The organism is Gammaproteobacteria bacterium (genome assembly GCA_029881255.1).
GTDB lineage: Bacteria > Pseudomonadota > Gammaproteobacteria > S012-40 > S012-40 > JAOUMY01.
The window spans coordinates 1-13,583 of record JAOUMY010000026.1 but is presented as its reverse complement, the minus strand read 5'-3'; the positions used below and the strand labels follow the sequence as shown (position 1 = coordinate 13,583).

Below are 13,583 nucleotides of genomic sequence, written 5' to 3'. Positions count from 1 at the left end.
AGTAAAGTCTATGAACTTACACCGCGTTTATGGAAGGAAAAGTTTGCCAACAACCCGATGCGATCAGAAGTCTACAAGGGAATCAACTACGTCGAGGAATGAACGGTTACTGTAGTGATGTCATAGTGAGATCGGTTAACTCGGACTCTCGGCATGTTGTTTCGGTTTCATTAGGGTAGTTAAGATACTACGCGTTCACGCCTCGGCACTGTCTTTTTTGCACAAATTATTTTGCAAAAAAGCGATTAGCAGGCACGCCATTACCAGCCCACTGCGGAAAATTGTATGTTTAACCCTCCGCTCACACTTCATAAGTACGACTAAATTATAGACGCCTAGAATCGGTAAATGCGTATCGCTTCAATATTAAAGCTCTTAACCTTGTCATCCCTACTGAGTCTTAACGGTTGTTTCTCGGACATATTCTGGACTACTACACCTGCAGCCCCCCAATCGGTCGCTGATCAAGCAATTGACACAGAAGATAACCCTGGACCAGAACCTAACACTGAACAAAACGACTATTCCATAGCAGAGTCTACTGCCGCAATAGAAAAGGCTATGGTAACCAAAGGCACAAACGACTACGAAAGCAAGGATTATGCAGCCGCTATCAGTGAGCTTACCGCTTACCTAGAAACCTATTCTTCGGGTATATACGTGAAGGATGCTCAAATTCTACTGGCCAAATCCTATTACCGATTAGGCAGCTTTGACCTGGCAAAGGACATACTGGATAAGGCGTTACAATTGTATGCTGACGATGGGGAAGCTGATCAATTTTACTACTGGCGCGCCTTGACTTTACAACAATTAGACATGAACTTAGAAGCACGAACAGACTTTCAGGTCGTACTAGACAAATATCCGACGGGAACCTACGTTATCCCCTCAAAGTATGGTATCGCCAAAACATACTATTCAGAGAAATCCTTTCTGGTCGCTGTTGAGCTATTTGAACAATACATGAAGGAAGTAAGTTCATCCCCTAAATCCGACAATGTCATGTACTACCTGGCACGATCCTACCAGGAACTAGGTGACAACCCATCCGCAATTGAAAAATTCAACCAGCTCAAGTCTGGCTATCCGCTAAGCAAATGGATTGATGAAGCGAGCTATCAGCTCGGAAAAATTTACTATTTTCAGACCAACTACAATGCAGCAATCGATGAGTTCATTATCGTTATCACTGACTTTCCGAACTCCAATGTATTCGATTCCAGCCTATATTATGTTGCGAGAATAATGCACCGGAAAAATCAATTCGAGGCAGCAAGAATGAAGTACGATATTATCGTATCTTCCTATCCTGACGGCACATATGCCGACAATGCCAATTACTATCGGTGCGCCTCGTACTATGACGAAGGCGAGTTAAGCGCGAATACTGCGCTGTTTGATACTGCTAGCTATGAATTGAACACATTCATCGACAAATTTCCGCTATCGGCATATGTTGAGAATGCCTACTACTACATAGTCAGAAGTAACCTACGATTAGGGAATATTAGCGTAGCTGAAGGATTCTACACTACGCTCGTAACGAATTTTCCATCCAGCGTCTATCTAGACGACGCCGAATTTTACATCGCAAAATTTTATTACGACCAGGCTGTCTCCGCAACCACAAATAATATAGCACTTTACAATACAGCAATAGAAAAATTTAACCTAATTCTCGCAAATAGCTCAATAACGGGAAGCGAAGATATAGCGCAATACTATCTCGCCAGAAGCTTTCATCGACTATTCGAGTTGACCTCGGCGCAAACCGACTTCGATAACGCATTGCTTGCATACACGACGCTGGAATCACCGGAATATATAACGAGTCCATATCTAGACAACGCCAAATACTACATCGGTAAACTACAATACGATCACAATCTATTCGACCAGGCCAGCGTGTCGTTAGATGATTTTACCGTTCTATTTCCAAATAGCAGTTACCTCGACGAGGCTTGGTACTACTATGGAAGAAGTCTTCAGAGAATGAACGCGCCGAATACTATTCTTGCTCGGGACGCATTCACTCTATTACTCAGGGACTTTCCGGCAAGCTCTTATGCTGACAATGCGACGTATTTCAATGCCTACAACTATCATTTGGAGGGTGATTGTGTAAACGAATTAGCTGCTATGCAAAGCTTTATTTCCACCTATACGACAAGTTCCTACGTACCACGTGCCCAAGTACATATCGATGACATTAATCTTGGAGTTCACGTTTGTCTATGAGGGACTAGCCTTTCTCAATAGGACCAAGAACAAATCTCAAGTGTAATTACGCGCTATACACGACTATCCGTCAAATTTGTTCATTACGATTTACGGCCGTTAACTCTCCACAATCGCAAAACACGTCACAGAACCAGAGAACTTATCTGGCAGCCTATCTAAACAAGACGATACATAGATTAGGAAATTATTCCCAAACTTATTAGGATCAGACTATTGCGTGTACATGGGGATGATTTCTATTAAGTTAGAAACCATTTGATTGACATTACAGTAACACACCCCTCGGTCGTTAATACACCAATAGCGAAACTGGAGAGAGACATGAAATCAATAAGTTGTAGCAAAACATTATTTTTCCGAGTAGCAACATTAATCTATGTTCTACTTTTTATACTAACGACCGCCTGCTCCAAAACAGACACCTACCAGGAGGGCGTTGCGCTTTACGATGCAAAAAATTATCAAGGCGCAATCCCCTTATTCAAGAATGCGATAAGTGACGATCCTAGTGGAAGCAATGCGGATGATGCCTATTTATATCTTGCGAAAGCAGAATATTGGACAAACGACTTCACAAGTGCGTCGACAGACCTCAATACGCTGATCACCAATTTCCCGGACAGCCCACTTATCGCCGAAGCGTACTACTGGAAAGGTAAAACGCTTGTCCAACAAAACATGTTCTCCGAGGCACGTGCAGCCTTCCAGGAGGTCATTTCCAACTATAGTGACAGTAGTCTCGTTGACGACTCCGCCTATAGCATTGCGAAATCCTATTATGATGCCGCAGACTACGCCACAGCGGTTACTGAGCTAAATGCGTTCATTACCAACAATAGTTCGAGCTCACGATTAGACAATGCCCAGTACTACATCGCGAAGAGCTATCACGATCAAAAGATGTATTCTGAAGCCATCGCAGCATTTGAGCTACTAATTACTACTTATCCAACTAGTAGTTGGGCGGATAATTCGCAATACCAAATCGGAAAAGTTCACTTTGACTCCGCCGTAGATGCTAACCAAGTCGCGGTATCATCAAATCTGGCAGCTGATACGACCTTATTTCAAACCGCAATTACCGCATTCCAGAAATTGATTACTGATAACCCTGGGTCTTCAAGTGCAGATAACGCGCAGATCTATATAGGAAAGAGCTATCAAGAGATCGCTGATATCACAAAAAACAAAAGTGACTATGACGCTGCGATCGTAGCATTCGCACTTGTAAATGCGACTAACTATCCCGGTAGCACCAGTTTAGATAACGCTATTTACGAGACTGGCAAGACGCATTATTCCTATGCGGGCGACATGAACGCAGCCGCAGCCGCAGCAGGTCAGCCAGAAGATGACAAGCTCTATCTACCTGCAATAAGTTCGTTCGCAAGCTTGCTTGCTGACTACTCAACATCGTCCTATGCCGACAACGCACAACTCTATATTGGGAAGTCATATCGAGGTATTGCTGATATCACGCTTGCTGCTACCGATTATGAAAAGGCGATCGGGGAATTCGCCAAGTTAAATTCGACAAATTATCCGACAAGTACAAACTTGGACAACGCCCTGTATGAAACTGGAAAAGCATACTACGCACAAGGTATGTACGATCAGGCGATCGTTGAATTCGACAAGGTTATTACCGGTTATCCCGATGGAAGCAGCGCAGACAACGCTCTTTACTATAAGGGACATAGCTACCGTAGAAATTCCACACCGGATTACGCTCTCGCGCGTTCCACCTATGCTCTGGTCATCACCAACTACCCTACGAGTTCATACGCTGACAATGCGCAGTACTATATTGGTTACACCTATCATCTTGAGAACGACTGTGTAAACGAGACGACCGAGATGCAGAAGGTAGTCGATACCTATCCTACTAGCAGCTATGCCTCAACGGCGCAGACGCATATCGATGATATCGTTGCCGCTGCACACACTTGTATATAGGAATAAGAAGTCATGACCATAGATAGCAGAAATAGAAAAAACGCAAGAACGGCGACTTTTGTCGCCCTTATTGCACTTTTTATCATTGTTCCTCTATCTATTATGACCTACAAGCTGTTCTACCTGGACTATCCTCTTGCGAGCCTAGTTCCGGTGAACAGTTACCTACTGGACATCAACATGCAGGTTGATGGTCATGGCGACGATATCTCCATGAGTACGTTTTTGCCAAAAACAGATACACGACAGAGAATATTGAACGAAAATAACACCTCAGGTATTTTCTCACTTACTATCGATTCAGACGAAACGAATCGACTAGCCACTTGGAGTGCTGACGCCGTCGAAGGACATCATAACGTCAGCTACTCCTTTCTGGTTCAGGCGAAAGCCATTCAATACGTTATCCCTGACGATATCGTCATTCCAAAATCCTATACTGACAACGTATCGAAGTATCTGCTGGAGGAAGAGGGCGTACAGATCGGTGATCCACTTATTGATAAAAAAGTTCAGGAGCTTTTTCCAGAGCGTACGGCCAATATCCTCCAAATTGTTAGTCGTCTACATAGACACTTACAAGACGATTTTGCCAACAGAAAGTTTTCAGGTTTTACCGATGCGCTAACCGCATTGAAACTGGGAGAGGCCAGTTGTAATGGAAAGGGTCGTCTCTTTGTCGCCATCGCACGAAAGATGGGTATACCCGCGCGTCTTGTCGGTGGCTTCATACTCAACCCGGGTAGCAAGCGTACGAGTCACCAGTGGGTTGAATTGTATATCAATTCCCATTGGGTACCGTTTGACACAATCAACAATCATTTCGCCAGCCTTCCGTCGAACTATTTAACCCTATACTACGAGGATAAATCCCTATTCAAACACACCGCCAATGTCAATTTTCAGTATATGTTTAAGACGCGTACGCGTATGGTTCCTAGAACGGAAGCGCAGGAAAAACTTAGTGAGTCTATCTTTAGCATTATCCACTTCTATAGTCTTTTTGAAAAAGTCGGCATCTCTCAGGACCTTCTAAAAATAGTACTGATGATTCCATTGGGTGCATTTGTCGTGGTCGTATTTCGAAACGTAATTGGCATGGAAACATTCGGTACCTTTCTCCCGGCACTCATTGCGGCTGCCGCTAGAGAATCCGGTCTTTTCTGGGGCGTCATTGGTTTTGTACTTATAATTGTGGTGTCTGCGAGCGTCCGAAAAGTATTGGATTGGCTACAGCTACTACATTCACCAAAAATGGCGATTATGTTAACAACGGTTGTCGTTGTCCTGCTCAGTCTCGCCGTCGTCGGCGCCGAACTGGGAATGTTCGAACTCGCGCATGTCTCGTTATTTCCGATTGCCATACTTGCAATCACTGCAGAACGATTTGCGATACTTGAGGCAGAACAAGGGATACTTAAGTCGACGCGAATAACGCTTTCTACTATCGTAGTGATTGCCGCTTGTTATACGGTAATGGAGTCAATCTTTCTGCAAAGCACGATTCTTGCGTTTCCTGAGTTAATTCTAATTCCAATCGCACTAAATCTGTGGTTGGGGCGTTGGATAGGCATGCGTTTTTCTGAATTCATAAGATTCAGAAAACTAATATTTGGAGCGCAAAACGCATGAAATCAGCGCTTATCAAAGTAAGATCTATACTTGCGAAATCATCACAAGTTCTCTCTATGAATCAACGAAACCTTGAGTATGTCTACCCAAACAACAGTCGTGTTGACTTTCCAATAGCTGACGATAAATTGCTTACTAAGCGTTATCTTGAGGATGCATCTGTACCATTCCCAAAAAATTATCATATATACGGCTATTTCTTTGACTTGCGAACACTCGCTAAAGATCTTGCAGACCTTCATGATTTTGTCATAAAACCGGCACGTGGTAGTGGTGGGGGCGGCATTATCGTAATCGTACGCAAAGATGAACATTATTGGTACGGAGTCAATGGAAAACCCTACTCAGTTGAAGATATTCGACGACATCTCTGTGACATCATATTTGGAATTTATTCGTTTGGTATAAGAGATGAGGCGATCATTGAGCAGCGCATACTGCAACACCCAACTATAGATGCAATCGCAGCCATGGGATTGGCCGATGTACGCGTCATTATGTACAACGACTACCCAGCACTGGCCATGATGAGACTACCTACACGAGCGTCCGAGGGACGTGCGAACCTACATCAAGGTGCCATAGGTGTCGGTATAGACATAGAAACCGGCACAACGCACCACGCTACCATGGAGGGAGGCTTCATCGATAGACATCCCGACACGGGGAACGAACTCATTGGAAAAGAAATCGCCTATTGGAAGGAAATTATTGAAATTGCAAAGACTGTTTCTAAAACAGTTCCACTAAAATATCTAGGTATTGACGTAGCACTGTCAGTAGACGGACCAAAAATTCTCGAAATTAACGTACGACCCGGTATAGAGATACAGAATGTCAACAACAAGGGTATGAGAGATATTTTGTCCAATATTGGAACCAACTCGGGGGCATAAACTAACATGAGAAAGATACTGGTAGAAAGTTTTGTTCCCGTACTTGTAGTGATAACACTTTTGTTTCTTTCCCTATTGTATGCGGAGATTGTCGCATCAGTAGAAAAGGAACAGGCAATAATTGTTGAGATAAATAGTACCGATGTAGTGGCGGATGAAGAAGATAGAAATCTCGTATCGGCCGATGAAATTGAATTTTCCCTTAAGCGTTCAGCCGATCCTCTTTACGGCGCAGCTGCAGCTTTAATTCAGAAGAAGATGTGGCCTGAAGCCGAAAAAGCGCTGCAAACATTGCTTGACAAGAAACCGACATCACAACTTTTAACCGAAATGGGTAATCTTTACTACAAAGAAGGAAAGGACCAGAAAGCGCTCAGTTTTTTTGAAAAGGCTCTCAAAACAACACCTGTCTATGCAAATGCCTTTCTCAGTAGAGGTATTTACTTCAGGAAGACTGGCGAAATCGAAAAGGCACAAATGGACTTCGAGCAACTAATCAAACTTGTCCCGTATCACCAACGTGCTCATCTTCAACTCGGCATTACCTATGTCGAAGCGGAAAACTATACTAAAGCAGAAGAACTCCTCACACGTGCAGTTGAGATGACAGGGGGAGATGGAAAGGCGCTTGCTCTCTATAGACTAGGTGCTCTATATGTAAAGCTAGGAAAATCCAGATATGGCAGTGCCAAAAAGGCGCTGTCTTCCGTCATCAAAATTAAGCCGGACCACAGTAATGCTCGATTCCTGTTAGCTAAAATTGAAGACAATACTGAGGAAGGTAATTCCAAAGCATTATCGTTATTAGACGACGTCATCAGGCTTTCACCCAATAATTATCGTGCCCACATCGAGTTGGCCTCGGTATATGGCCGCATGGGTAACTGGCGTGCCGCTGTCAAAGTCTATGAGAAAGCAATACTACTTCAACCAGATAATGCCGTTGCTCGGCAGAATCTTGGCCTTCTCTATTTACAAAAAGAACAATGGTCCAACGCTAGAGTAGTATTCCAAGACATTCTTGCTACTCAAAGACACAACCCTAAGGCGTACTTTAACCTGGGTAAAGCGGCGGCAGGCGAAGGTGACAACAATAATGCGATAGTAGCCTATAAGAAGGCAATTGAGTACAGCAACGGGAAATATCCGAAGGCCTTACTTAATATAGGATTGATCTACAAACAACAACGCAAATTAGATAAGGCCGAGAATTATTTTCATAAAGCTATAGAACAGGATAAACAGTATGGCAATGCGTGGTTTCAACTTGGAAAGACCCAACTGGCAGGCAATCAGCTAAAGAACGCACTCCGCTCTTTTGAAACGGCACTAAGGATCGAAGAAAATGATTCCTCATCCTGGTATTACCTTGGTCGTATATACGGTAAACAGAAGAAATACGACAAGGCTATAGAAGCATATGAAAAGGCCCTGGAAATACGTCCTGATTTTCACAAGGCGAAACTGAATTTGGCCGTGGGATATAGTAGGAGAAAGGAGTATAACAAGTCAGAGAATCTATATCGATCAATACTTGATTCTGATTCTAGTTACGCCAAGGCATGGCTTAACTATGGAAAGGTAAGTAACACTTTAAAGAAATATGACCAAGCCGAGCAGGCTATTTCAAAATATCTAGAACTAGAACCCGAAAGTCTTTCTGCATATCGACTTCTCGCGGATGTATACACGAAAACCGATCGGTACATTGATGCAATTAGAATGTTAGAAAAGGCAATTGATATTAATTCGTCAGACGTGACGGTTCGCCTCCAATACGCCAAACTTCTACAGCAAACGGGAAATGGTACACAAGCAAAAATTGAATTCCAAAAGGCTCTTCGATTAGACCCTAACAATTCAGAATTGAAAAAGGCAGTACAATCTTCTATCTAGAAGTGTTGGTGAAAAATGAATCACAATTTTAACTATCGTCTAAGTAGGCAACATATATACTTCCTGTCTCGCAATGTGAAAATTGGTGTATATTGTATTGTATTATCAGTCTTGCTGTTTTCCAATGTGGAAGCAAAACGAGACAACCCCCTAATCTACAAGATATCTAGCGACATAGGCTTTCTAAGTTACGACAACAACGTCTACCGATCCCCTGACACGACTTATACAGACTATTTCAGTAAGTCTACTGGACCAGTATCTATTGATCCTACAATTCAAGCGGGCTTTTTTTTACCCTTAAAAACGAGCGCAAAGTTTAAATTACGTCCTAAACTTGCCCGAAATATAGTTTTAGACGGAGGCATTGACTATCATGGAAAAATGTTTTCGAAAGCTTCGCTCCATAATGCAAATGAACATCGAATATACAGCATTTTATCAATACATAAACTTTCTAAGCTAGTAGGGAAATATGGAGGTTTATTTCAATTTTCGTCCATAAAACAGAGCTATGTCGACCGAGATAGCGGCCAAGATAAAACATCCGGTGTAGATGACATTTCTGATAAATATACATACAAAAAATTTGGTGGTCTACTGGACCACAAATTTAAAACCGGGAAAATAACAAGCTCTAACTCAATTGGAATACTGAAAAGAGACTATATCGATACGGTTGTTGTTTCTGAATATGACAATATCGAGTCCTACTTTAAATCCGAAAATAAATACAATATTTCAAAAGAAAATAGGATAGGTTTTGATTATCAGTTTTCTAATTTGCAATACTCCGATAAGCACGCTAGACGTTTGAGCGGAATTCTTTCTTCTAACAACCCGCTTTTACGCTATACTTACCACAAGTTAAAGGCAAATTGGCAGATAGATATTAGCGAGAACATTTCCTATTCGAGTGAGTTCATAAACTCTTACCGATTTGATGAATATGTCTCATATAATAGCTACAAGCTATTTGAATTTGGCTCAAATATTTCTATCAAACGCAATAAGTTGCTATTAAAGTTAGAAGGTAGCTTTCAGTATCGTTTCTACCAAAATGCATACGCATTTGATAACCCTATTGCAGGAAAAATGACATATAGCGATGTCCAATTTTCTAGCATACTTACATACCAGGTATCAAGAATTATGAAGCTGTATACAAAGGTCAATTTCTCAAGTACATTCACAAGCGATACACGCTATGAGTATGACAAAGAACTGATTAGCGCCGGATTCAAATTGGATTTGAAAAACAGACTTTCGAATTAGTTAGCCCCCCTTCATACTACCAATCCCGTATACCGGGAAAGTCCATGCTCTCTTTCTGATTAGTTCCCCGTTTATACAGAGGAATAAGAAATATAACCCAACTATCCCCGTCTGATCGCCAGTATCAGTCGTCAAATCCTGCGTGTCAAATGACATTCGTTTCAACAAAAGTGATCTACAGTAGAGAAATCCGTATCGATTGGTTCCAACTGTGTGTAATTCCCGACGTTTTGGCTGTGACATAGAGCGCGTCAGCCAAGCGGGGCCGCTTCGCCAACACGGCAAAGGAATGCGCGATGAACGGTTACCGTTGCAAGACAGTCTGTAGCCCCCTGTGTCAGGATAGTTGTCGCCTAGTTTGAAAAAGTAATCAGACAGGGGGCGGAAGGTGTTACACATGGCGCACTATAGCGCAGAACGAAAAGAGGCCGTTCTCAAAAAGTTACTCCCGCCTAATAATCGGACGGTAGCGGAGGTTGCAAAAGAGGAAGGGATCAGCGAGGCAAGCCTGTATAATTGGCGTACACAAGCCAGAAGACAAGGTAGACCTGTGCCTGGGAATAAACAAACAAGTGATGATTGGTCAGCGGAGGCCAAGTTTGCCGTGGTCGTTGAGACGGCGGCGATGAATGAAACGCAGTTAAGTGAATATTGCCGATCCAAGGGTTTATATCCGGACCAGGTAAAAGCCTGGAAGACAGCGTGTATCGAGGGACAGTTATCGGATCGAGAGCGACGCCAACAACAGCAAGATCAGGCGAAGCAAGATAGACGGGAAATCAAAGCGTTAAAGAAGGAACTGCAACGCAAGGACAAGGCACTGGCGGAAACAGCGGCATTGTTAGCTTTGCGAAAAAAGCTCAATGCCCTCTGGGGAGAAGACGAGGACAACTGACCCCATACCCAGAGCGGCAACAATTGGTAACGTGGGTCAATGACGCCGTGCAGGCAGGTGCGCGAAAAGTACGTGCCTGCGAAGAGTTGGGGCTGTCGATACGCAGCCTACAGCGGTGGGTGGAAGAAGGAGAAGTGAAAGCCGATCAGCGACCACTGGCCAAGCGGCCCACACCGGCGAATAAACTCACACCCGAGGAGCGAGAGGCGATTCTACAGATCTGTAATACACGCGAACACGCGCAGTTAGCACCGAGTCAGATTGTGCCGAAGCTGGCAGACGAGGGACGCTACCTGGCATCGGAATCGAGTTTTTACCGCGTGCTCAATGAGGCGGATCAGCAGCATCACCGCGGACGTAGCAAGGCACGTCAAAAGCGTGCGTTACCGACGACGCATATTGCGAGGGAAGCGAATGCGGTGTGGTCATGGGATATACTTATCTCGCCAGCATCGTACGGGGTTTGTTTTATTACCTCTACTTGGTGGAAGACATCTACAGCCGCAAGATCGTGGGCTGGGAAGTCCATGAGCGAGAAAGTGGTGAGTTGGCAGCGAGTGTGATTGAGCAAAGCGTATTAGCTGAACATTGTTTGCGTGAACCGCTGGTGCTGCATGCCGACAACGGTAGCCCGATGAAATCATCGACGCTGCAGACAAAGCTGAGTGATTTAGGGATCACGCCATCGCATAGCCGGCCACGGGTGAGTAACGACAATGCGTTCCCTGAGTCATTGTTTCGGACATTGAAGTACTGTCCGCAATGGCCCTCACACGGGTTTGCTACTGTCGAGGAAGCACGTCAATGGGTCAGTCGGTTTGTTGCATGGTATAACCATCAACATCGACATAGCGGAATCCGGTTCGTCACACCGGCACAGCGTCATCGTGGCGAAGATAAGGAGATCCTGGCGAAACGGAAAAACGTGTACGAACTTGCCAAACAGCAACACCCCGAACGTTGGTCTGGACGTACGCGAAACTGGAATCCGATCGGTGAAGTGACGTTGAATCCGGAGCGTACTCAAAACATGGCTTAAACATTTAGGCGACAACTATCTTGAAAAACACCGGTAGTTATTGCGTAGTAGGTGGTGAGACAGGTTGAAAAACCGCTTTGCCGTCGATCAGTCGATAGACGCCATCAAGAAAAAGACAATGCAAATGGATGTTGAGATTGGCCGCTGAGCCGAAACGTTGGGAATATGTTCTCTTTAAAGTGGTGGCAACATGCAGTGAGCTAAAACTGAATTTGCTTGGAAAGCCTGGAGTACTTTGTTTTTTGCTTAGTCCGTTTAAATGCAGTACGACACATCCCAACTATTCCAAATAGAAACAATACATAGCTTGGGGGCTCAGGTATATTGACGCTCGCCTTGCTTAGGAGGAATGCATGTCTTTCTCCACTATCAACGACACCCCAACCCGTAATGTAGCCCGTATCACTGATTCCGGTTGAGACATGAAGGTACTGCCATCCCACCAAATCCAGGACCATCTCATTTAGATCAAACATTCCTTCCATCGGATCCCAATACATCGCGTGAAACTCGCCTGACTGAGTTGAACTTGCACCCACTACTATACCGTCATTGTTTATGCCTAGTGCACTACTGTGGTCTCCACCAAGAGTACCCAAATCCATAAGGCCTCCCAGAGCATCTCCAACAAAAGCATGTTGAATATCATTATTGCTTGCAATGCGGCTAAAACCGGCAATTTTTCCGCTATCGTTTATTGCGTAACTATAGGCATATTTACCACCCAATGTACCAAGGTCTTGCATCAAATTTTGCGTGTCATAGACAAACGCATGGACATCACCATTAGCCATCCAGCTATAGCCGGTCACCGTGCCGTCTTCGTTAATGTCCCTGCCGGTACTTTCCCCGCCACCTAAATGCCCGAGATCTACAAAACCATTTGTCGCATCTGAAATATAGGCGCGAGCATTAAATCCATCGACAAAATATCCCGTAGTCTGTCCAGAATTATTTATTCCAGTTGCAATAGACGGAGTATTCTCCAAGCCCGACACACTTGAGAAATTTCCTGATTCACCAATTAGCGCGTAATTATCGTAAGAGTTGTACGCATAACCTGCTATTACGCCACTATCATTAACGGCGTAGGCGCGACTATGGACTAAGTTGTTTAGCGGACCCGCTTCTACCATTTGGCCTTGTGAGTTGGTTATAAATGCCCGTTGCTTTCCATCTCCGGTTCCGCTGTAGCCAACAACTTGTCCAGAATTATTGACTCCTTCTGCATAACTGTAATTTCCCCCCAAAGTTCCAAGATCCGTAATGTTAAAAACCGGTACAGCTGAAGCAGAAAGTGGACTGATGAAGATAAAACTCAATAGAATGTGACGTTTACTCATGTCTAATCCCTTGTTATGTTCAGTTTTTCAATTATTGTTGAAAGGATTGTTTTCTAACTATTTCGAATAGCCGACTATTGCAGCGAAAGCAATAAAACACCGTTTCCTAGCCGGTTGATAGTATCCATCATAATGACCCGCGTATCAAATCAATATACGCGGCGACAAAACGGCCTGGAACAGGGAAATTATGCTGATGTACTCCGTATCAAGATCTCAGAGTAAAACATCAAACATTTTCTGTGTAACGAGCGAGGACTACGGTTTAATAGCGTGAGGAATAGAAGATATAGACGCCCCCCTTCAAACGAAACGAGGGCTACCATCTTAGATGGATACCTCAAAGTGGTAATCTAGACCACTGAGATCAATAAGTTAATGAAAGGAAACGTCTATGAAAAACACTA

General features: G+C 43.8%; 8 protein-coding genes and 1 pseudogene. 7 read left to right on the top strand and 2 right to left on the bottom strand.

Translation table 11 applies throughout. From position 1 onward, the window contains the following. Positions 1-348: 348 nt before the first annotated feature. The 7 genes and pseudogenes from bamD (OEZ43_21555) (at position 349) to OEZ43_21525 (ending at position 11,833) form a co-directional block, all read left to right on the top strand. Complete coding sequence (gene bamD / locus OEZ43_21555) at positions 349-2,241, top strand: outer membrane protein assembly factor BamD (GenBank protein ID MDH5548170.1); 1,893 nt, start codon at positions 349-351, stop codon at positions 2,239-2,241. 324 nt (positions 2,242-2,565) lie between these two features. Next, positions 2,566-4,200, top strand: a complete 1,635-nt coding sequence (gene bamD / locus OEZ43_21550) for an outer membrane protein assembly factor BamD (GenBank protein ID MDH5548169.1) — start codon at positions 2,566-2,568, stop codon at positions 4,198-4,200. Positions 4,201-4,212: 12 nt separating this feature from the next. Beyond that, entirely contained in the window at positions 4,213-5,832 is a 1,620-nt protein-coding gene (locus tag OEZ43_21545; protein MDH5548168.1) for a UUP1 family membrane protein, read from the top strand. 56 nt (positions 5,833-5,888) lie between these two features. After that, positions 5,889-6,728 (top strand): hypothetical protein, encoded by an 840-nt coding sequence (locus tag OEZ43_21540; GenBank protein MDH5548167.1) that lies wholly within the window; start codon positions 5,889-5,891, stop codon positions 6,726-6,728. 6 nt (positions 6,729-6,734) lie between these two features. Continuing rightward, the gene (locus OEZ43_21535) at positions 6,735-8,624 is read left to right on the top strand and encodes a tetratricopeptide repeat protein (protein MDH5548166.1); all 1,890 of its coding nucleotides are present in this window, start codon (positions 6,735-6,737) and stop codon (positions 8,622-8,624) included. A 126-nt stretch (positions 8,625-8,750) separates the two neighbouring features. Then, complete coding sequence (locus OEZ43_21530) at positions 8,751-9,899, top strand: hypothetical protein (GenBank protein ID MDH5548165.1); 1,149 nt, start codon at positions 8,751-8,753, stop codon at positions 9,897-9,899. Positions 9,900-10,296: 397 nt separating this feature from the next. Continuing rightward, positions 10,297-11,833: pseudogene (locus tag OEZ43_21525) on the top strand (IS3 family transposase). Positions 11,834-11,870: 37 nt separating this feature from the next. Here OEZ43_21525 and OEZ43_21520 read toward each other — a convergent pair. Next, the gene (locus tag OEZ43_21520) at positions 11,871-12,113 is read right to left on the bottom strand and encodes a transposase (protein MDH5548164.1); all 243 of its coding nucleotides are present in this window, start codon (positions 12,111-12,113) and stop codon (positions 11,871-11,873) included. Further along, a complete protein-coding gene (locus OEZ43_21515; GenBank protein ID MDH5548163.1) occupies positions 12,034-13,176 on the bottom strand; it encodes a hypothetical protein in 1,143 nt (380 codons plus the stop codon). Before OEZ43_21515 ends, OEZ43_21520 begins: the two co-directional genes overlap by 80 nt. Positions 13,177-13,583: the final 407 nt, after the last annotated feature.